Origin of the sequence: Rhizobium sp. BK049 (assembly GCF_014193135.1) — a bacterium.
Taxonomy (GTDB): domain Bacteria; phylum Pseudomonadota; class Alphaproteobacteria; order Rhizobiales; family Rhizobiaceae; genus Rhizobium.
Genome location: NZ_JACHYV010000001.1, coordinates 160,931 through 182,090, shown reverse-complemented (window position 1 = coordinate 182,090; position 21,160 = coordinate 160,931). Strand labels below are relative to the sequence as shown.

Below are 21,160 nucleotides of genomic sequence, written 5' to 3'. Positions count from 1 at the left end.
TCTCGAGTGAAGGATCCGCTCGAATCGACTCTATCCGTCCCCATCCGACACCCAATCAGCGGAATGAATATTTCATAACGCATAGTTCATGAAATATTCGCTTCAATGTCGCTTTGGGTGACGTTGAGTGTCCTCCGGGGATTCCGTGTCCGGCCGCTCGGCTACTGGCGAGCGATCAGGCGAAACTGATTTCTGCAAGGAGAGGGAGGTGGTCGGAGGCGACCCGCGTCAGGCGGGTTTGGAGAACTGTTGCCCGTTGGACGACGAGGTCTTCAGTGACGAAGATGTGGTCGAGGCGCATCAGCGGATAGCGGGCGGGGAAGGTCGCCTTCGGCGCGCCCCCGGCGGCAATCTGCGCATCCTTAAGGGAGCGCGCGACGAGCCGATATGTTGCGGACGAGGGGATGGCGTTGAAATCGCCGCAGAGGATGGTCGGCAACGGAGTTTCCGCCGTCCCATGCAGCCACCCGGAATTCAACAGCGTCGTCATCTGCCGGATCCGTTCGCGGCCGCGAAGGCCGAGATGGGTGTTGACGACGAGCAGCTTCCTGTCGCCCGCCGTGACTTCGACGGAAAGCGCGCCCCGGGCTTCGCCGACGGAGGGCAGGGGGCCTGCCTTGATCGCGCCTGTCGGAAGGGCGCTGATGATCGCATCGCCGTACTGTTCTTCGGCAATCGACAGCGCCGGATGGAAATGCGCCTGCATCTTCAAGAGCGAAGCGATCACATGCGCCTGGTCGATGCCGCCGGTCCTGCGCCTACCGACGTCGACTTCCTGAAGCGCGATAATATCTGCCTCCGTCTCGGCGATAACGGAAGCGATGCGGCCGGGATCGAGTTTCCGGTCGCTGCCGATGCAGCTGTGCACGTTATAAGTGAGCAATTTGATTGATTTATCCGGCATGGGCCCGTTGGAAGCTTAATCGCGCGGGAGGTTTTCTTCCCCCGGGGGAACACGGAACTCGTTTGATCGTTCCGGATGATAGGGCCTGTCGCCCGCACTTTTGAAATGGATGATCGATGAGCTTGAAAAGCATTATCATGAACGGACTGCTCGTGGCTGCCCTTTGTCTTGCGGTCTTTCTTCTCTACCGGATCTTCCAGCAATATAGCCTCGATGAGATCGTTCAATCGGTTCGAAGCATTCCTCTTTCGACCTTCCTCACGGCGCTCGTCTTCGCGGCGGCATCCTATCTCTGCCTCAGCTGTTTTGATCTCCTGGCGATCCGTTCGCTCGGCAAATCCTTGCCCTATCGCAAAATCGTGCTCGCATCCTTCATCAGCCTTTCGCTCGGCCATAATATCGGCTTTGCTGGCCTGAGCAGCGGCGCCTTCCGTTATCGGTACTATTCGCGCTGGGGGCTGACGACGGAGGACGTGGCGAAGATTATCCTGTTTTGCGGCGTCACCGTCGGACTTGGGCTCGTCACGCTCGGCGGTCTTGCGCTGATCATTAATCCGTCCGACGCGGCACGCCTCATGCGCGCCGATGCGGGAAGCGTCCGCATCTTCGGGGTGCTGGCCCTGATCGTGCCTGTGGTCTATGCGGGCCTGGCGTTTTTCGTCCGCGGCAAGCTGCGGCTTTGGCGCTGGTCGTTTCAACTGCCACGCTTTTCGATCGCCGTGGCGCAGGTGGGCGTCGGGACAGTCAACTTCATGCTGGTGGCCGCTTGCCTGCACCAGATGCTTTCGACCTTCGGCGACGTTGCCTTTTTCCGGTCGGTTACGGCTTACGTGCTGGCAAATTCGGCGATCCTTGCGACGCACGTCCCCGGCGGTCTCGGCGTGCTGGAAGCGACCGTCTCCCATGTCGTGCCGCAGGAGGCGTCGATCGGTGCGCTGATCGCCTTCCGCTGCGCCTATTTTTTCATCCCGCTGGCGCTCGGCACGACGCTTCTCCTGAGCATCGAACTCATCTTCCGGCGCTCAAGCGGTGCGGGTGAAGAGGCGGACGAGAGCGCCGAGGCCCAGTCGGTGTAAGAGGAGGAAGGGCCGGGCCGGGTCGAAGATCGCGGTGCCGGTGATCGGCGAGATGCTGCCTGACAATTCGACGGCAAATTCCCTGAGGCCGCGAGCGCCACCGTTCAGCGCGTCAATCGCCCCGATCATCGAGCCGCTTCGCCCGAAGGCGACGGCAAAAGTCTCGGGGGCCGTCCCGAGATATTCCGCCAGCAGCCGATCGCGCAGCTCCGAAATGGCGCGACGATGGTCTGCGTTTACAGCCTCGAATAGCAGATCGCATTCCGAATCAAGCCCTTCCGAACGATTGTTGAGATTGGAAGAGCCGATGCGGACCAGCTCGTCGTCGGCGATCATCAGTTTCGAATGGATGAGCACCTCAACTTCGCTGTCCGCCTGCGCTGACTGCCGGGGGGCTTCAGGCCCCGGCACTTTCGGCCCGGGCACGACGGGGTAGTAGACCCGCAGGCGGTTGGCGCGATCGGCGCGTTTGAGGCGGCGGATGACACGGTCGCGATTGCCGCCCATGACGAGCTTTTCGATCAGTCCGTGAGAGCTGCGCGTGCAGATGACGACCACCTCCGGCCCGTCCCTTTCCTGTAATCGAGCGGCGATGGCGTCGGCAACCCGGAAGGAGGCGAGATATTGCGCCTCGATGTAGAGCTGGCGCCGGGCTCGGGCGATGATCTCCAAGGTCGAGGCGATGCCGTCGCTGATGCCGCTACGCCAGGTGGTCGCCGGCTCTGTCAGGGCGAAACCCACAGGGACGTCCCGCAGCGAAACGGAAAGGGTATCCGGCCAGGCGAACGGCATGTTGTCGGCGAGCGCCAGGTGCTTTTCGCCGGTGGCTTCCTCCCAGCGCCGCCTGGCAATATCGCCGATCAACCGGGCGGCGGAGCCCGTGACCATCGCCTGCACGTCGTGCAGCGGATCGTAAGGGGTACCCTCGGGGTCCCGCCTCAGCCTGTCCTTGGCGCGATGACGCCTCGTATCCCATCGCCGCGCCGTCAGGTCTATCCCGCCGATGAAGGCGACCGCGTCGTCGATGCAGACGAGCTTTTGGTGATGACAGCCGCGCAGCGCCCCTTGAAGAGCAAAACGCAAATCGATTCTGGCATTTTTGGGGAAATTCTTCTTTCGAAGCAGATCGATCGATTTGTCCGAATAGATCGGCCCAAGCGTCCAGATAAGTATGCGAATTTCGAGCTCGGGATTTTCCGCTGCCAGCGCATGCAGCAGGTCGGCCAAGGTTTCGTCGGACTTTTCGGGCTCCATCCGAATGTTTGGATGGAAATCCCACCCAATGATCCACACATTGCGGCGGGCCTGCCGCAGCGCCTGCGAGACTTCGGTGAAATATGTGTTGCCATTGATCAGAAAGGCGGCTTTGTCCGCACGTCCCTGGAGCCGCAATGCCGTAGATCCCTCTTTTTCGCCGCTCGGATGTTGCGCTTTTGTTCGGGTTAGGTACGGTTGATCGGACATGGTTTGAAGTGCGGTCATGTTTGCCTCTGCGATTTGACTGAATGCAAACGCCTGAAATTTCGCGCGGTTCCGATCAGGACGCTGCTGCCGGGGCGGACCGGCATAGAAGATGTAGGAAAAGAAATGTCACGACGAGCAGGCAGTGCCGACCTTCCCCTTCACGGGGGACGCGTGCCGCATTGGCTTGGCGACCGAATGACGCGGCTGGGAACGCTGATCACAGAAGCGATCGTTCATCATTATGGCCGCGATGAATTCCTGCGCCGGCTAGCCCACCCTTTCTGGTTCCAGTCCTTCGGCGCGGTCATGGGCATGGATTGGCATTCCTCCGGCATTACGACAAGCGTTCTCGGTGCATTGAAGCGCGGGCTGAAGCCGCGCGCCGGCGAGCTCGGCCTGCATGTCTGCGGCGGACGCGGGGCGCATTCGCGCAGAACCCCGCAGGAGCTCGTCTCGATCGGCGGGCGCGTCGGTCTCGACGGCGAGGGGCTTGCGACGACGAGCCGCCTCATCGCCAAGGTCGACAGCGCCGCGCTTCAGGACGGCTTCGACCTTTATCTTCACGGCTTCATCGTCGCCGATGACGGCCACTGGGTGGTGGTGCAGCAGGGCATGAACGGTGACCGGCGTCAGGCCCGGCGTTATCACTGGCTCTCCGAAGGGCTCGAAAGTTTCGTCGACTCGCCGCATGCGGCAATTGAAGGCAGAAGCCAGGGCGAAATCATCAATCTCGCCGACAAACGCGCAGAGCGCTCGCGGCGCGGCCAGCTGGATCTGCTCGCGACCCTCGGCCCCGACAGAATCATCCGCGAGGCGGCCGCGCTGATGCGTGTGGAGGAGCCGGCGCCCCAACCCGCTGCACAGCCGATGCTGCCGCATCTCATCATGCCCGCTCATCACGACGTGCGCGAGAGCGATGTCCACATGCGCCGCCTGCATGGAAATCTGGCGGCAGCGGCCGACCGCGGGCCGGTGGATTTTCAGGAGTTGCTCCTCGTACCAGGCGTCGGCGCCCGCACGGTAAAGGCGCTGGCGATGGTGGCGGAAGTGGTACACGGCGCGCCCTGCCGTTTTTCCGACCCGGCGCGCTTCTCGATCGCCCATGGCGGCAAGGATCGCCATCCCTTCCCGGTACCGCTCAAGGTCTATGACGAAACGATCGGCGTGATGAAATCGGCGGTGCTGAAGGGCAGGCTCGGGCGTGAAGAGGAGCTGCAGGCGCTGAAGCGCCTGGACGAGCAATCGCGGCAGATGGAACGCTATGTCACGGGTCCCGATCTCAAAGAGATCATCGCCGGCGAATTCCGCCAATCCGCCGATTTCGGCGGCCGCAGCGTCTTCGGCTGGGAGCCTCCCGGGGGTGAGGATTAGGCGATGGCGGCAATGTCTCAGCGATTTCGGGCGGCATCATGCCATCGATTCGGATTTTCAGGCCGATGCGCTGTTCAATCGCCCGGTGAAGGCACACCCTCACGGATCACTTTCGAAAAATCGTCGGAGGCGCCGGCACCTTTTGCCCGTGCGGCGATATGCGCCGCCGCTTTCAACTCCTCAAAAGGTAGCTTCATGTCGAGTGCTTTCCGGTCATAGGCGAATTCCGGAAGGTAACCGTTCACGATCAGCCGCCAATCGAACGGAAATGCAGCGCCGACTGCCCGCATCATTTTGGCGGCAGTCGTGGTGCAGTTGGTAGTGAGCGAGTTGTAGAAGCGCGGGTGTTCGGCGAGCGTGTTCGCATCGCTCACATATTGCAGGAGAAGGCGAGTGGCATTGGCCGGCGGAACGCCCATGCGAAAAAGCTGAACGTCCTCGCCGCGTATGTTGGATCGAACAAGAATGACGTCGCTTTCGGTGGCCGCGATGATGACGAGGGGATTGCTTTTGAAGAGGTCGCCGATCGGAGAGAATTTACCCCCCGCCGTCCTCCGCACTTCGATCGACCATGCCAGGTATTGGTCGTCGTCGAACCCGAAACTCAGGATCATGTGTGCCATCTCAGGCCCTGCCCAATATGACATGAACAAATCGAGGCTCCTGAGCGTGTTCAGGTCGTAGGTGCGCGACTCCCATTTCTCCACAAAACCGCCATCCGTTTTCCAGGTGAAATTTCTGACATTGGTCAGCGTGAGGATGTTGCCGTTGACCGTGCCTGTCACCTGCCTGGCGACGTCTCCCGCCCAGTCGGCCGCCACCGGCGGCTTGATTGAGTTCCACCACACGGCGATGCCTGCAAAGCAAAGGACGAAAGGAAGGATAACCAAGGAGCGTGGCTTCCAGATTATGGAAACTGCCGCGGCTACACCGACCGATGCGAGGACTCCTGCTGCGACCTGTCGGATCGGCAGGGAAACAGGCAGACGATAAAATAGCGCGAGAGAGGCCCATATGGTCGCCAGCAGAAACGCTAACCAGAAGACAGCCTTTGCAGCCCAGAACATTATGCGAACGAGCAGGGGCGCTTGCCGCCGTCCGCGGCCTGCAGATCTTGATGCACTTTGGCTGTTGTTGAAACTCATGACGCCTTCCTAGCCTTGGTTGAAGGTCAATCGATGAATTCGATGTCCCGGGCATGTGACGAGGGCCGAGAAGGCGTATTTATCCGGAGACGCGGCTGTCGTGACGGGCAGAACAATCTGTCTTGAACCGAGGACGCTTGTCCAGTCCGTATCGGACAAAACAAAAGGGTGTTACGTGCTGACGACAGTCGAATATATCCGGGGCAATAGGTCCTTGCCCGTCGGAGCGGCGTCAGCAAGAGATGATCCTTCCCGGCAAGACGCCGATCCGGTTCGTCAATGCCCGTCCGGGGGGACGGCTTCAGCCGGCACTGTCTCCTTCAGGTTCCTTCGGTGGAAGATGAACAGGCCGGCAAAGACGATGATTGCGGCGCCGATGATGATCTGCATATCGGGAATATCATTGAAGAAGATGTAGCCCAGTACGATCGCCCAGAGCAGCAGCGTATATTGCAGCGGCGCCAGCAGCGACGCCGGCGCGAGCTTGAGCGAGCGGGTGATGAGCAGATGCGCACAGGTGGCGACGATGCCGAGCAGCAGCATGCCGGCCCAATCGATTGATGTTGCCGGCTGCCAGTTGCCGATGCTGAGCACGATGCCGGTGGCAAGGGCGGCGACCGTCTGCCATGTCACCAGCGTCGTGTCGCTGGTCGAGCGAAGGTAGCGGCTCATCACCAGGGACAGCGCGAAGGAAAAGCTGCCGGCGAGGCCGAAGAGCGAGGGAAGCGACAGCATCGCAGTCGAAGGGCGCAGTGCGATAACGACGCCGGCGAAGCCAACCAGAACAGCGAGCCAACGGCGCCAGCCGATCTTTTCCCCGAGAAAGAAATGAGAGAGCGCCGCGATGTAGATCGGCCCGGCCATGTAGAAGGTCATGACGTCGGCGAGCGGCAGATAGGCGACGGCCGCGTAGAACATCGCGACATCGGCAGTCGCCAAGACCACCCGCATGAACTGCAAGCCTTTCTGCTCGACGCGGATGAGCGCCATCGGTCCCTGCCCCAGGATCATCGGCCCGAGCACGATGAAGGCCCCGACCGAGCGGATCACCAGCACCTGGCCGACGGCAAAGCTCGCCACCAGCCATTTGCCCATCGCATCGTTCAGCGCAAACAGCAGATCCCCGAGCAGCATCAGCGCGACGCCCGTCATGATCAGGTTTCCGGCATTGGCGACAGCCGCCTTCGTCTTCATCTCTCGCATCCTCGCAAAAACGGCCGCGCGTGCGCGGCCAGGTGCGGATTCGACCCTAACGCTGCCGATGTCAACCATCCTGCGCTGCATTAGCGCATAGGTTCGAAAGGCGGAATCGGTTTTCGGAAAACACGATGCGTTACTATAGTATTAGAGCGTCCATCGTGCGTCCGAAGGACGCACGGCGCTCTATGCTGGCCAAACTGCGCCAGTGTCCGTCAGGTTGAGCGCGAGCGGGAGGCCCGGCCTGTCTTCAGTATTTCCAGCTTGTGTAATCGTCAGCAACGCATCCGAACGGAGCTCGATCCTGGCCGAACCGCTTCCGCAATTGAATGCATCCCCATTTGTTCAATGGTGTCGGCATGAGATTGTTGATATCCATCCCCGGCGACTGGAAAGGTGTGCTGGCACTCGTCACATACCAAAGCCAGAAACCGATGAAGCCGGCCAGGATCAAAAAGAGGGTGCCGAAAAATAGCCGCAGCCGGCCCGCGACTGACATCGTTTTTCCGCGCTTGCCGATCAAGACCGGCACAGTCTGGCCACCGCCGTGCTGGGAGAATTGCGCAAGCGCAACCTTTCGCTCGTCATCCGTCAGCCCAATACGCTGCAGACGATCATCCAGAAGCACTGGCAGCGCTGTCCTGCCATGCCGGACCGCCAAGCCCACGGCTTTGCCGTTTGCCTCCCCCACAATCAAAGGCTCCTGACCTCCCTTCATCTGGGTGTAGGCTGATCGACCAGTCCGACCGTTGGCGATCTTGTCATTGTAGGTGACGGAAAGAATGTTGCGCTTGCGATGAAACGCAGCAATTTCCACCGGTATGGTATCCAAGAACGCCGGCTGGCGCAGATGCCGTTTGACCCTCCATATCCGCAGGGCCTGGAATAGTGTTCCAAGGCTCATGCTGCCAAGAAACAGGGCAAATACGGTGAGGGTTATGATCCGGTTCCAGAGCTTGTCCAGACCGAGGCTCATTGTCGCCAATTCCGGATGATCGGCCGAGATCACCACGCCGGCTTCATAGTCGCCGGTATGAAAATCGACGAACATCACTTCGACTTCCGTGTCGTATTTGCGGCCGTCGTAATTGTAGACGAGGCGCGCCTCACAGTCGGTAAAGAAGAGCTTGCGTGTCGTGCATCTCCCGCTTTGGACGTCACCGTTCTCAAGGGCAAACGGATTTTGGCTGATCTGAAAATCCCTGATGACGCCGGGCGCTTGCCAGGTGACTATAAACACCGCCAGTGCCGCGATGACGGGAGTGGCCCAGAAGTAAGCCCGCGGCGTGGAGATCACACCAGGTGCAAGCGATAAAGGGCGGCTGGGAAGAACGAGGGCAGGCACGAGAATGACGTCTTTCGAATATTGAGGCTGAGAATGCGCCCGATAAGAATTTTAATCGAAGCGGGTGACAGCTTCGCGGTAATGATCGCATTGATACATTGTGCGCGGGTCAAGTGTCACTCTGGTTGTCTCTCGAGGCCGGCACCTCTTCACAAAAAACTGAGGGCACTATGGAGCTACGCGGGCGGTCACCATTGGGGACTGTGCACTGAGGCTGAAGCGGACTGCCAGCTTTTCTCTGGAAGAGGAGGAGAGCTAGACCCGACCATACATAGGGCTCGCCCGCAGCAAGCGTAGCGAATAGGGATGTTCGACCGCGCCTTTCACAAGGCTTCAATATAGACCTGTTCGACGATCTCACCCGTTTCCATGATGGCGACGCGGCTCCACTGCGAAATCGGGATCGCGCTTCAGGATCGGCAGCCGGGTCGGCGGATACTCGATCTTCGGCAGGGAAGCCGGCAGCCCATGCGTATAGGGGTGTGGGAATGATGTTCGAATTCAGCCCGCTGCCTTGACGTCCCGCCAGTCTGTTTAGATATCGCCTTCGGCCTCCCAGCCTCGAAGCAGCCGATGCAGTTCGTCGCGATCCTGCGCGTCGAGCCGCGTCAATCCCGGCACGCGCACCGGGCCAGCATCGAGGCCGGAATAGGTGACGGCCTCTTTGACGACGGTGACGTTCGCGCCGTTGCGGAATTTGGTGCGCATCCGCTCGAAGGGTTCAAGCTTGTTGACGATCGCTCTCGCCGCGGCGAAATCGCCTTTTTCAAGCGCTTCGTGGACGGCGAGCGAAAGCTTCGGGGCGACGTTGACGAGGCCTGAGGTGAAGCCGCGCGCGCCGGCTGCGGTGAATGTCGGCGCCCAGCTCTCCGCCAGGCCGCAGACGAATAGCGCGCCATCCGGATCGGCGGCGGGGATCGCCCGCGACAGCAGCATCAGATCAGTCGTGGCGAACTTGATGCCGGCAATATTGCCGTGGTTGGCGAGGCGGACGATCTCGGCGACGGTGAAACCCTCGGCCCTGACGTAAGCGACGAGCGGCAGGGCGGATGCATCGGCGAGATTGCAGAAATAATCGATCTGGGCCGATGGTGCCGCGAAAGGATCGACGGGCTGATGCGACATGACGGCGGAGGCGCCGATCGCGGCTGCATCCCTGGCCATGCCGATCGCCTCGCGCAGCGACCGTCCGATGGCCGCCGTCACCGGCGCGCGGCCGTCGACGCCCGAAACCGCCGCCTCGTGGACGATCCGGATCTCCTGCGGCGTCAGGGCATAGAATTCCCCGGTATTGCCGGCTGCGACGATGTTGTGAATGCCGGCCGCGGCTACCCGTTCATAAACCTTCGCGGTAATCCGGGCCTCGACTTCGCCCCCGGCGTCATAAGCCGTGACGGGAACGCCCGACACGCCCCTAAGCGCCTTGCGCATGATCGCGATGCTCATTTTTCTCCCCCGTCGCTTTCCATCAGGATGATTGTTTGGCGAAGCGGAAAGGCGGCAGGCCCTCCGCATCCACGTCGAAGGCGATGACCGTGCCAGCCTCGAAACGTCCGGTTCGGTCTGTCGACAGGCTCGTGACGTAGAGGGTCCTGAAATCAGGCCCTCCGAAACACGGCATTGTCGGCGCTGCGACCGGCAGAATGTAGATTTCGACGATTTCGCCTTCGGGCGATGTCCGGTTGAGACGGCCGGAAGAGACGCCGGCACTCCAATAGAACCCGTCGCGATCGGTGGTCGCCCCGTCGGGACGGCCTTGCTCTTCGGTGAAACTGCGCAGCTGCCGAGCCTCGCCGAGTTCGCCCGTCTCGGGATCGAAATCGAAGACTTGGAGGAAGCACTGCCGGCTGTCGGAGTGATACATCCGCCGGCCGTCCGGCGACCAGGCAAGGCCGTTGGAACTCGTCAGCCCCGTTGCCGCAGTCCGCGTGCTGCCATCGGGCCCGACACGGAAGAGCGCCGCGTCATTCACCTGCGGCTTGGCCTCGCTGATCGAGCCGACCCAGAAGTGGCCGTCCGGCCCGACCTTGCCGTCGTTGAGGCGGCCGATCATCTCGCGTCCGACCGGATCGCACAAAAATTGGAGATCACGGGACACGGGATCGAAGAGATGGACGCCGGTCCGGAGGCCGACAACGATCCGGCCGTCGCGGCAAAGTCCAAGACTACCGACCGCGGAAGGCATGTCGAAGCGCTCCACCTTGCCGTCTGCCGAGCACCGGATCACCGCCGGCGCGAGGATATCGACGAGCCAGAGCGCCCCGGTCTCCTCGTCCCACACGGGCGATTCACCGACCGTTAGCGGTTGCTGCAGGACCGAACGAGCCTTCGGCTCGATGAGCCGGGGCGCCGTCACGAGATTTTCTCCAGGTCTTTGACGAGGCCCTCGGCATCGCGCATGCGGATGTTGCCGTCGTGATTGAATTCGCAGAAACCGCCGCCCTGGAATGCAAGGGCGACCCGCCCCTCCGCTCGGTCCTCGATACGGGCGTGATCACGCGGCCGATCCTGCGGCTGGTAACCAAGCCGCGTCGCCAGATCATTGTCCCACCATTTCGTGTCGGTATCGGAAACGCCGTAAACAACCGTTGCGGCGATCTGCGGGTGGGTGAGGCCGATCAGCACCAGTTGCGCCAGATCGCGGGCGCTGATCCAGATCGCGATCGAGCGCTCGCTGTTCGGGTAGGTGCCGGCGTTGCCGATGCGGATGGAAAGGGAGCGGATGCCCGATGTGTCGTAATAGAGACCCGCCACCAGTTCGCCCCAGCATTTGGAAAGTCCGTAGGGGCTGTCCGGCCGCATGGGATCGAGCGGCGAGATGACTTGGCCGCGCGGGTAAAAACCCGTGGCATGGTTGCTCGAGGCGTATACCATCCTCTCGACCTTGTTGATCCGAGCCGCTTCGTAGAGATTGTACGTCCCGAGCACATTGGCCTGCAAAATGGCATTCATGTCGACACCGCTGGCGATGCCGGCAAGATGAACGGCCCCGTCGACACCGCGCAAAGCGGCCGTGGCCTCGTCGAGCTTCGACAGGTCGGCACGGACGAAGCTCTCATTCTCGGCCAGTTCCTCGGGCTCATGAATGTCGATGAGTCTGAGATGCTCGAAATGCTGCCGGAGAAACGGGCGCAGCAGCGTCCCGACACGTCCGGCGGCGCCCGTCATCGCGATCCGTCTCATCGTCCTTCCTCCCATTGTCGCTCAAACCCCCTGGAACATGCGGGCGCGCGCATTCAGTATGTGTCTCTTCATCGCGTCGTGCGCTTCGGTTTCCCGCCGTGCGAAGATCGCCTCGACGATCACCGCATGCTCGTCCTGGACGCTGCGGATCTGCTCCGGGGTCCGTTTCAGGCTCAGGCTTCGCGTTACGGAATGGCCGATGGCGAAATGCGGCTTGAACCATTCGCGCACGGTGATGTGAAACTGATTGCCCGTCGCCATCGCAATCGCATCGTGCAGGGCCTGGTCTTCGTCGGCGCCGAGTTCGCCGTTCTTCAGACATTGCTCGATGGCAAGAAGCGCCTCGGTGATCCGCTCCTTGTCGGCCGGCTGCCAGTTTCGCGCGGCAAGCTCTGCAGCTTCTGCCTCGAGGCCGGCGCGGAATTCGAAGAACCGCTGGACATCGGCGAGCGAGCCGACCGGGACCATTTTCAGCATCGACGAATCCGGCCGTTGCCGGACATAGGAACCGGAGCCCTTGCGTGAAACGACGAGACCATCGGCCCTCAGGCGTTCGAGCGCTTCACGCACGACGGGTCTTGATGCGCCGAAATCGGCGGCTAGCCTTGTTTCCGACGGCAGCCGCTCGTTAACCGGAAAATGGCCGTCCGCGATCATTTCCACGATCTTCTCGTAGATGATATCGCTGAAGCGTGTTGCACCCCGGTTAGAAACGGCATCGACTGCAAACGACATTATCGCTCTTTTCTCTCCCGCCAAGTGGCAAATTCACCCCCATCGGCTCTTCCGGCGAATAGAAGCCGGATATGCCTTCCAGACCATGCGACGGCATGGCGTCGCCCCGTCGCCGGCCGTGATAAAACCCGTTTACAGCATCTGACAGCTTGAGCTTCATCTGCCAGTCACGGTAGAAGTTCCAATGGCTTGGCGCCTGGTTCGATATTACATCGCTATAGAATCTGTAATTATCTGTCAACTCTTGTAATCATTTGAGAACGTGTCTATGGTTTCGTCCTAGCGCCGAGGAGGGCGCAAAATGGCGGTCGGGAGCCCGCCGCACCAGCCGGGAATAGCCTGTACCGGCATAAAGGGGAGGAATCGATGCCCAATGAATTTCTGTCTCGCGGTGTCACCCGCCGCGCCGTTCTCGGCGGCATGGCTGGTGCTGCAGCATTGTCCATCGCCGGTCGCGCCTTCGCGGCTGGCGGCGAAGCGCCTGCGCTGGCTCAGCTGGTCAAAGACGGCAAACTGCCGCCTCTTACCGAGCGCCTGCCGAAGAAGCCGATGGTCGTCACGCCGTTCGAGAAGGTCGGCACCTATGGCGGCACGCTGCGCCGCGGCCTGCGCGGCTCATCCGACCACAACGGCATCCTGCGCATGGTCGGCAACCAGAGCCTCGTGCGCTGGAATCTGGAGTTCACCGCCGTGCAGCCGAACCTTGCCGAGCGCTGGGAGGTCAGCGACGACGCGACGCAATTCACCTTCCATCTGATCGAAGGTGTGCGCTGGTCCGACGGCCAACCGTTCACGGCCGACGACATCGTTTTTGCGATCGAAGACTGCGTCAAGAACACCGAACTTTACAGCGCGACACCGTCGCAGCTCTCCGTTGCCGGCAAGCCGGTTACTGTCGAGAAGATCGACGATTATACGGTGAAGTTCACCTTCGCGGCGCCGAACGCGCTTTATCTCGAAAATCTCGCCACGCCGCTCGGCCAGCATCCGACACTCTTCCCGAAGCATTACTGCAGCCAGTTCTTGCCGAAGTACAATCCCAACATCGAGGCCGATGCGAAGAAGGCTGGCGTTACCAGCTGGACGGAGCTCTTCCGCAGCCGCTGCGGCGATATCGAGATCCCGACGCGCTGGGGCAATGTCGACAAGCCGACGCTCGATCCCTGGGTCGTCAAGGAGCCCTATGTCGGCGGCGCCACGCGCGTCGTCATGGCTCGGAACCCCTATTTCTGGCAGGTCGATACAGCAGGCAACCAGCTTCCCTACATCGATGAGATCAACTTCGGCATCTCGCAGGATGTCGAATCGCTGATGCTGAACGTCATCTCCGGAAAGATCGATATCCAGGAACGTCACATCAGCGTGCTGGCGAACAAGCCGACGCTGTCCCAGAACATGCAGAAGGGCGATTATCGACTGCTGACGCTCGTTCCTTCCGCCTCGCAGCAGTGCCAGATCTATTTCAACATCACCCATAAAGATCCTGCCCTGCGCAAGATGTTTGCCGACAAATCTTTCCGGCAGGCGCTCTCGATCGGCATCAATCGCCAGGAACTGATCGACATCGTCTATTTCGGCCAAAGCGAGCCCTATCAGGCGGGGCCGCGTCCCACCCATCCCTGGTATCACGAGAAATACGCTCGGCAATTCACCGAATACGACGTCGATAAAGCCGGCGCGATGCTAGATCAGGCTGGCTACAAAAAGGGGCCCGACGGCTTCCGCCTTCGGCCGGACGGTCAAAAGGTGTTCTTCTCGGTCGACGTCATTCCGACACTTTATCCCGATCTCGTCGATGCCCTGGAGCTGGTCAAGACGCATTGGTCGCAGATTGGCATCGACATGAAGGTCAATACGATCGAGCGGGCGCTCTATTATACCCGCGGCGACGACAATGCCCATGATGCGCAGGTGTGGCCGGGGCCGGGTGGTCTCGATCCGATGCTCGACCCGCGTGATTTCTTCGCCTTCCATCCGCAGGGTTCGCGTTACGCCATTCCGTGGACGCTCTGGTACACATCCAACGGTGCGCGTGGCGAGGAGCCGCCGGAAAGCCAAAAGATGCGCATGAAGCTGTTCGACGAAGCGCGTTCGACGGCCGATCTCGACAAGCGCGGCGCGATCATGAAGCAGATCTTCGACATCGCCGCGGAGGAATTCGAGACTGTCGGACTTTGCCTCGCCGTCGGTGGCTTCGGCATCATCCGCAATAATCTGCGCAATGTTCCCGAGAAGCAGCCGGATAGCTGGTCCTGGCCCAATCCGGGACCTGCGATGCCGCAGCAGTTCACCTTCACGAGCTGATTTTGATCGAGCGCCGTACCGACGGTCCGGCGCTTTCTTCGGTTCGCCTTCCGAGATGCCTTGCCGGCGATGAGAGCTGGTAAGGCCCGGAGGGCGGTACTCAATGCAAGAGGCGCCCATGCTGGTCTTTATCGCCAAACGTTTGTTGTGGATGATTCCATCGCTCTTTGCCGTCAGCTTCCTCGCATTCGTGCTGATCCAGCTGCCGCCGGGCGACTACGTCACGACCTATATCGCGACGTTGGCGGCTTCCAACGAAATCGTCGATCAGAACACCGCGGCACAATTGCGCGAACGCTTCGGACTCGATGACCCGATGCTCATCCAATATTTCAAATGGATCTGGGGAATCCTCTCGCGCGGCGATTTCGGCATTTCCTTCGAATGGCAGCAGCCGGTGTCCGACCTGATCTGGGAGCGTATGGCGCTGACCCTGGTTCTCGCTCTTTCGACATTGATCGCCACCTGGGCAATCGCCCTGCCGATCGGCGTCTTTTCCGCCGTCCGCAAATATTCGATCGGCGACTACTTCTTCACCGCCTTCACCTTCTTCGGCCTGGCTATTCCGTCCTTCCTGTTGGCCCTGGTGCTGATGTATGTCGCCGCGGTCGAATTCGGTCAGGATGTCGGCGGGCTGTTTTCGTCGCAATACGAGAATGCGCCCTGGAGCTTAGAGAAGATGGTAGATCTGTTCTCGCATCTTTGGCTTCCCGTCATCATTCTTGCCGTGTCCTCGACGGCAAGCCTCATCCGCGTGATGCGCGCCAACATGCTCGACGAACTGCCGAAGCCCTACGTGACGACGGCGCGGGCAAAGGGGCTCTCGGAGTTTCGGCTGCTGATGAAATATCCGTTGATGATCGCGCTCAATCCGTTCATCTCGACGATCGCCTGGTTGCTGCCCAACCTCATCTCCGGCTCTGTCGTCGTTGCCATCGTGCTTAATCTGCCGACGGCCGCCCCCTTGCTGCTACAGGCGCTGATGGCCCAGGACATGTATCTCGCCGGTGCCTTCGTTCTGCTGATCTGCGCGCTGACGCTGATAGGCTCTCTGATCAGCGACATCCTGCTTGCGCTGGTCGATCCCCGCATCCGGCTGGAATAGGAGGCTCACGTGGCCGATATCACCGTTACAAATATTCAGCCGAACCGCGCCGCCGTCGCATCGCAGTGGCAGTTGATCTGGTGGGCTTTCCGCCGGCATCGGCTCGCCATGGTGGCGCTCGTCGTCACCGTGCTGATGTATATCGTTGCCCTGGTTCCCGGCTTCTTCGCCATCAACGATCCCAACCTGCAAAATGCGCGGGCCACTTTTCACCCGCCGCAGAAAGTGCATCTGATCGATACCGAGAACGGGTTCTCGTTCGGCCTGCATTACTATCCGATGAAGCTGACCCGCGATCCGGAAACGCTCGCCGCCATCTTCAAGGAAGACACGACGAAGCGGATCGATGTCCAGTTCTTCGGGCGTGGCTATGATTATTCCGTATTTGGCCTGTTCAACACCAACATCCATCTGATCGCCTCGCCCGACAAGACGACGCCGCTGCTTCTCTTCGGTGCTGACCGGCTTGGGCGCGATGTCTTCAGCCGGACGGTGCAGGGTTCGCAGGTGTCGCTGTCGATCGGCCTCGTCGGCGTCTTCCTGTCGTTGATGCTCGGCATCGTGATCGGCGGCATCTCCGGATATTACGGTGGCCGCATCGATTTCTTCATGCAGCGTGTGATCGATTTCGTGCTGTCGCTGCCGACGATACCGATCTGGCTCGCCATGGCTGCGGCCCTGCCGCAGGATTGGCCGGCGACGCTGCAATATATGATGATCACGATCATCCTGTCGCTGACCGGCTGGGCCCAGCTTGCCCGCGTCGTTCGTGGTCGTTTCCTGTCGTTGCGCACCGAGGAATTCGTCGCTGCCGCCAGACTGGATGGCGTTCGCGAAGGCCGCATCATCTTTCGCCACATGCTGCCGAGCTTTGCCAGCCACATTATCGCGTCGATCACCCTCGCAGTGCCGGCGATGATTCTGGCCGAAACCTCTCTTTCCTTCCTGGGGCTCGGGCTGCAGCCGCCGACCATTTCCTGGGGCGTGCTGCTGCGCGAGGCCCAGAACATTCGTTCGATCGCCACGGCGCCCTGGCTGTTCCTGCCGGGCTGCGCCGTCGTGGTCGCCGTCATGGCGCTCAATCTCCTCGGCGACGGTCTGCGCGACGCGGCCGACCCCTACAACAAATGAGGCCGGCATGATCGACATCGTTCCCATTGCCGGCAGGCCGCTGCTCGAAGTGAAGAACCTCACCGTCGAGTTCCCGCTGCGCACCGGCGTCTTTCGCGCCGTCAACGACCTGTCCTTTACAATAGAGCCGGGCAAGACGCTCTGCGTGGTCGGTGAGAGCGGATCCGGAAAGTCGGTGACGGCGCGCTCGATCCTGCAGATCGTCGATGCGCCCGGTCGCATCGCCGGCGGCTCGATCACACTGAACCATCCGAAGGGCGGCTCGATCAATCTAACCAGCCTCAATCCGCGCGGGCGCCAAATCCGCGCAATCCGCGGCCGCGATATCGCCATGATCTTCCAGGAGCCGATGTCGTCGCTGTCGCCCATCCATACTGTCGGCAACCAGATTATCGAGGCGCTTCGCCTTCACACCAGGATGAGCAAGGCCGAAGCGCGAGCGGAAGCCATATCGCTGCTCAAACAGGTTGAAATTCCTGCCCCTGAGAAAGCGCTGGATCGATATGCCTTCCAATATTCCGGCGGCATGCGCCAGCGTGCGATGATAGCCATGGCGCTCGCTTGCAAGCCGCAGCTGCTGATCGCCGACGAGCCGACCACGGCCCTCGACGTGACGACGCAGGCCGAAATTCTCGACCTGATCGCCCGGCTGCAGAAGGCCAACGGAATGGCCGTTCTCTTCATCACGCATGATATGGGCGTCGTGGCGCAGATCGCCGACGATGTGCTTGTGATGCACAATGGCGTTGCCAAGGAATATGCACCGGTCGAGCAAATCTTTCACGCCCCGAAAGACGACTATACCCGCATGTTGATCGGCTCCGTGCTGAAGCTTGAGCAGAAGGCCGAGATTCGCCTGGCGCGGGCGCCGCTCGATGGGACGGCGGCGCCGATCCTGCAATTGCGTAATCTTTCGATGGATTTCGGCGAGGTAAAAGCACTCGACGACGTCTCCATTTCGCTGCTGCCGGGCGAAACCCTTGGCATTGTCGGGGAGAGCGGATCCGGTAAGACGACCATGGGTCGCTCGATTATGCGGCTGCTCGATCCAACCGCCGGGGAAATCCTCTATCGCCGGGCTGATGGCGGCATCATCGACCTTGCAACGGCAAAAGGCGAGATGCTTGCCGCCGCGCGCCGCGAGTTGCGCATGGTGTTCCAGGATCCCTTCGGATCCCTCAATCCACGTATGACCGTCTCCCAGATCATCGGCGAACCGCTGCTGGTCAACGGCATCGCCAAGGGACGGGCGCTGGACGAGCGGGTCTGCCACCTGATGGAGCAGGTCGGCCTTGATCCGAGGGCGCGCGAGCGGTATCCGCACGCCTTCTCCGGCGGCCAGCGCCAGCGCATCGGCATTGCCCGCGCTATTACGCTCAACCCCCGCGTCATCGTCGCCGACGAGGCGACCTCGGCGCTCGACGTCTCCGTGCGCTCGCAGGTGCTCGATCTGCTGATGCGTCTGCAGGATCAGCTCGGGCTTGCCTATATCTTCATTAGTCATGACATCGGCGTCATCCGCTACATGTGCGACCGCGTCGGCGTCATGTACAAGGGCCAGCTCGTCGAAGTCGGCGAAGCGGAGAAGGTTTGCCGCACGCCCGAGCACGCCTACACGCAAGCGCTCATATCAGCCATTCCGCGCCCCGATCCACGGGACCGCGATCATTCGCGGCGCTTCCGCTATGTCGCTCCAGACAGTCTGAGGAACGGGAGCTCGCAGCGATGAAGATCACCGGCATCAGAGCTTTTCTCATGCATGTCGGTCAGCCGAGCGGCGGCAATGTCTCCGTGCCGGTGCCGGAGACCTCGGGTTCCGACAATCCAGAAACCTATAACGAGCAGGTCTACGTGCAGACACGCGTGGCGCGCCACTGCTATTTCAATCGCTAGAAGGACAGACTGATGAAGATCGACCGGATGCGGGTGTTCATGACCCGCGACAAGGACCGTCCCCGCGTAATCGTCGCACTCGACACGGACGACGGGTTGACGGGCTGGGGCGAATGCTACAACCACGGTCCTGATAAGGCGCTGCCGCCGCTGCTCGACTATCTCTATGGCTTTCTATCCGGCCAGGATCCGACACGCGTCGATTATCTCGTCAACCTGCTGATCCAGCAAAGCCGTTTCCCGCCGGGCGCACTCGGCCTTGCCGCGATTTCCGCGCTCGACCATTGCCTGTGGGATCTGGCGGCCAAGGCCGCGAATGTTCCCGTATACAAACTGCTGGGTGGCGAGGTGCGCGACCGCATCAAGGTCTATGCCGGGGTCTATACCGCCCCCGACGCGCCTGCTGCTCGCGACGAGTTCGATCGCCTGAAAGAGGAATGGGGGTTCACGGCCTTCAAACTCAGCCCCTGGCGTATCGACATGCATGCCCATCGTTGGGGGAATGTCGTGAAAGCCTCGGCCGATTATTTCCGCTCACTTCGCGAGACGGTCAATGACGAATACGAGATCGCCTTCGATGCTCATGCAAAGATTTTCGAACCGATCGCCGCAAGGCAGCTCGGCAATGCACTGGCGCCCTATGATCCGCTGTTCTACGAAGAGCCGCTGCGTCCGGAGAATATCGATGCCTGGGGCGATCTGAAACAGGGGCTCAACTGCGTGCTGGCCACCGGCGAGTCGCTTTATAACAGGAACGAATTCCTGCGGCTGCTGCAGGTCAAGGGCGCCGACCTGATCCAGCCTGACATCTGCGTGGTCGGCGGCATCAGCGAAATGCGCCGCATCGCCACGCTTGCCGAAGCCTATTTCGTCGGTGTCGCTCCGCACAACCCGATGGGACCGCTGGCGACGGCGGTCAATGTGCATTTTTCGGCCGCGGCCCAGAACTTCCGCATCCTCGAATACCGGCTGCCAAAGGGCCAAGCCTATGTCTACGGCGGCGTCGATATCGAGAAGCGGCAGGGGGAAACCCGCTATGTGGTCGATCCCTATCTGCCGAAGAACGGCTATCTCGAGCTGCGCCCCGACCGGCCCGGCTGGGGCGTCGAGATGGACGAGAAGGCAATGGAGGAGGAAGGCTATATCCACTGGCAGCGGCGTGTGCCGAAGCGGCCGGATGGCTCTTACGCCTTCGCTTAGAGACGCCGCTCGAAAGAACCGGGACAGGCTGCTGCCGCATGGCAGCAGCCTTTTCCTTGGTTATCAGGCGAGACCGACCTTAGGCCTGATGATGGCATTCTCCAACATCTCGCATGTTAGAGGACCCAGTCATCGCGATTTTGGACTTCGGCAGCTCTGTCCTCGCGGCAAATCGTTTCCAGCGCCAACGAGGCGCGGCTGGAGTGTCTTTGTTTGTGCCGCAGGATTGCGAACTGGCGGGACGGCAAGGGAAAACGCGCCTTTACCAACAGACCTTGCATCAAGAGCGGCGCGGCCACTGCTCCGGAAACAACCGTTGCGCAGAGGCCTTCTCTTGCTGCCGATATGACGGCTTCGTTCGATGGCAGCTCAAGCGCGACAGTCAGATCTCCGGAGCCAATGCCAAGATTGGAAATCGCCGCCTCGAAAGCCGACCGGGTTCCGGACCCCTTTTCCCGCATGACCCATTTTGTGCCCGAAACCAGCTCCGCCGGGGCGATTGGTTTGCCACGCGCCCAGGGATGGCGCGGACCGACAACGACAAGGAGTTCGTCCTTGGCAAGCGGCTGAACATTCAGTGCCGGCTCATCAACACTGCCTTCGACGAAACCGACTTCCGCCAATCCATCGAGAACCGCTTTTGCCGCCGTGGTCGTATTGCCGATCACCAGCTTCAGGTCGATGCCCGGATAGCGGGTCTTGAAACGCATCAGCATCGCTGGCAGCCAATAACTTGCGATCGTCTGACTGGCAAAAACAACGAGCTCACCCTTTTGCAGGCCGCCGAGATCGGACAAGACGAGCGCTGCGGCTCTTGCGCGCGCGAGTGTGGCTCTTGCCTCCCCCAAAAACACCCGCCCTTCATATGTCAGCTCTATGCGCCGTCCGACACGGTGAAAAAGCTGGACTCCATAGGAGGCCTCGAGATTGCGGATGGCCGAACTGACGGCTGATGGCGTGAGGCCGATCGCCGAGGCGCCGTTGGTCAGGTGCTCGCGTTCCGCAACCGCGACGAAAATGGAGAGCTGTTCGAAGGTCATGACGCAATCGTTCGATTTTAACGAATGAACTATCTTAGACTATTCAATGGAAGGCGACAATCGAGTA

The 21,160-nt window shown here is 60.9% G+C and carries 17 protein-coding genes and 2 pseudogenes; 8 read left to right on the top strand and 11 right to left on the bottom strand.

Features of this window, described 5'->3' with window-relative positions:
* Positions 1 to 175: 175 nt before the first annotated feature.
* Positions 176 to 904 carry an endonuclease/exonuclease/phosphatase family protein gene (locus tag FHT70_RS00875; protein WP_183698353.1) on the bottom strand — a complete coding sequence of 243 codons (729 nt, stop codon included), beginning with the start codon at positions 902 to 904 and terminating at the stop codon, positions 176 to 178.
* A gap of 116 nt (positions 905 to 1,020) precedes the next feature.
* Here FHT70_RS00875 and FHT70_RS00870 point away from each other — a divergent pair, with 116 nt between their 5' ends.
* The gene (locus FHT70_RS00870; protein WP_183698352.1) at positions 1,021 to 1,980 is read left to right on the top strand and encodes a lysylphosphatidylglycerol synthase domain-containing protein; all 960 of its coding nucleotides are present in this window, start codon (positions 1,021 to 1,023) and stop codon (positions 1,978 to 1,980) included.
* Here the strand turns inward: FHT70_RS00870 and FHT70_RS00865 are convergent.
* Positions 1,927 to 3,462, bottom strand: coding sequence for a phospholipase D-like domain-containing protein (locus FHT70_RS00865; protein WP_183698351.1), 1,536 nt, complete (start codon positions 3,460 to 3,462; stop codon positions 1,927 to 1,929). The genes FHT70_RS00870 and FHT70_RS00865 overlap by 54 nt on opposite strands.
* 105 nt (positions 3,463 to 3,567) lie before the next feature.
* On the opposite strand from FHT70_RS00865, the gene FHT70_RS00860 reads away from it, so the two are divergent.
* On the top strand, positions 3,568 to 4,815 hold the full coding sequence (locus FHT70_RS00860) for a DUF763 domain-containing protein (RefSeq protein WP_183698350.1): 1,248 nt from the start codon (positions 3,568 to 3,570) through the stop codon (positions 4,813 to 4,815).
* Between the two features lie 74 nt (positions 4,816 to 4,889).
* Here FHT70_RS00860 and FHT70_RS00855 read toward each other — a convergent pair whose 3' ends face one another.
* The 8 genes and pseudogenes from FHT70_RS00855 to FHT70_RS00825 all read right to left on the bottom strand — a co-directional run bounded on the left by FHT70_RS00855 (position 4,890) and on the right by FHT70_RS00825 (position 12,420).
* Positions 4,890 to 5,882 (bottom strand): DUF4105 domain-containing protein, encoded by a 993-nt coding sequence (locus FHT70_RS00855; RefSeq protein WP_246721695.1) that lies wholly within the window; start codon positions 5,880 to 5,882, stop codon positions 4,890 to 4,892.
* Between the two features lie 354 nt (positions 5,883 to 6,236).
* Positions 6,237 to 7,154, bottom strand: coding sequence for a DMT family transporter (locus FHT70_RS00850; protein ID WP_183698348.1), 918 nt, complete (start codon positions 7,152 to 7,154; stop codon positions 6,237 to 6,239).
* A gap of 253 nt (positions 7,155 to 7,407) precedes the next feature.
* Complete coding sequence (locus FHT70_RS00845) at positions 7,408 to 8,502, bottom strand: hypothetical protein (RefSeq protein WP_183698347.1); 1,095 nt, start codon at positions 8,500 to 8,502, stop codon at positions 7,408 to 7,410.
* Positions 8,503 to 8,757: 255 nt separating this feature from the next.
* Positions 8,758 to 8,888, bottom strand: a pseudogene (locus FHT70_RS30160) (ABC transporter ATP-binding protein); the annotation flags it as partial.
* A 148-nt stretch (positions 8,889 to 9,036) separates the two neighbouring features.
* Positions 9,037 to 9,948 carry a dihydrodipicolinate synthase family protein gene (locus FHT70_RS00840; protein ID WP_183698346.1) on the bottom strand — a complete coding sequence of 304 codons (912 nt, stop codon included), beginning with the start codon at positions 9,946 to 9,948 and terminating at the stop codon, positions 9,037 to 9,039.
* 22 nt (positions 9,949 to 9,970) lie between these two features.
* Positions 9,971 to 10,858: an SMP-30/gluconolactonase/LRE family protein gene (locus FHT70_RS00835; protein ID WP_183698345.1), complete on the bottom strand. Its 888-nt coding sequence runs from the start codon at positions 10,856 to 10,858 to the stop codon at positions 9,971 to 9,973.
* Positions 10,855 to 11,685: an NAD(P)-dependent oxidoreductase gene (locus FHT70_RS00830; protein ID WP_183698344.1), complete on the bottom strand. Its 831-nt coding sequence runs from the start codon at positions 11,683 to 11,685 to the stop codon at positions 10,855 to 10,857. The genes FHT70_RS00835 and FHT70_RS00830 overlap by 4 nt, the downstream gene beginning before the upstream one ends.
* A gap of 21 nt (positions 11,686 to 11,706) precedes the next feature.
* Positions 11,707 to 12,420, bottom strand: coding sequence for a FadR/GntR family transcriptional regulator (locus FHT70_RS00825; RefSeq protein ID WP_183698343.1), 714 nt, complete (start codon positions 12,418 to 12,420; stop codon positions 11,707 to 11,709).
* A gap of 366 nt (positions 12,421 to 12,786) precedes the next feature.
* On the opposite strand from FHT70_RS00825, the gene FHT70_RS00820 reads away from it, so the two are divergent.
* The 6 genes and pseudogenes from FHT70_RS00820 to FHT70_RS00795 all read left to right on the top strand — a co-directional run bounded on the left by FHT70_RS00820 (position 12,787) and on the right by FHT70_RS00795 (position 20,053).
* Positions 12,787 to 14,724, top strand: a complete 1,938-nt coding sequence (locus FHT70_RS00820; RefSeq protein ID WP_097600582.1) for an ABC transporter substrate-binding protein — start codon at positions 12,787 to 12,789, stop codon at positions 14,722 to 14,724.
* Between the two features lie 118 nt (positions 14,725 to 14,842).
* Positions 14,843 to 15,829, top strand: coding sequence for an ABC transporter permease (locus FHT70_RS00815; protein ID WP_183698342.1), 987 nt, complete (start codon positions 14,843 to 14,845; stop codon positions 15,827 to 15,829).
* 9 nt (positions 15,830 to 15,838) lie between these two features.
* Entirely contained in the window at positions 15,839 to 16,960 is a 1,122-nt protein-coding gene (locus FHT70_RS00810; protein WP_183698341.1) for an ABC transporter permease, read from the top strand.
* A 7-nt stretch (positions 16,961 to 16,967) separates the two neighbouring features.
* Positions 16,968 to 18,689 carry an ABC transporter ATP-binding protein gene (locus FHT70_RS00805; RefSeq protein ID WP_183698340.1) on the top strand — a complete coding sequence of 574 codons (1,722 nt, stop codon included), beginning with the start codon at positions 16,968 to 16,970 and terminating at the stop codon, positions 18,687 to 18,689.
* Positions 18,690 to 18,730: 41 nt separating this feature from the next.
* Positions 18,731 to 18,853: pseudogene (locus FHT70_RS00800) on the top strand (mandelate racemase/muconate lactonizing enzyme family protein); the annotation flags it as partial.
* A 12-nt stretch (positions 18,854 to 18,865) separates the two neighbouring features.
* Positions 18,866 to 20,053 (top strand): galactarate dehydratase, encoded by a 1,188-nt coding sequence (locus FHT70_RS00795; protein ID WP_183698339.1) that lies wholly within the window; start codon positions 18,866 to 18,868, stop codon positions 20,051 to 20,053.
* Positions 20,054 to 20,169: 116 nt separating this feature from the next.
* Here FHT70_RS00795 and FHT70_RS00790 read toward each other — a convergent pair whose 3' ends face one another.
* Positions 20,170 to 21,093: a LysR substrate-binding domain-containing protein gene (locus FHT70_RS00790; protein ID WP_183698338.1), complete on the bottom strand. Its 924-nt coding sequence runs from the start codon at positions 21,091 to 21,093 to the stop codon at positions 20,170 to 20,172.
* Positions 21,094 to 21,160: the final 67 nt, after the last annotated feature.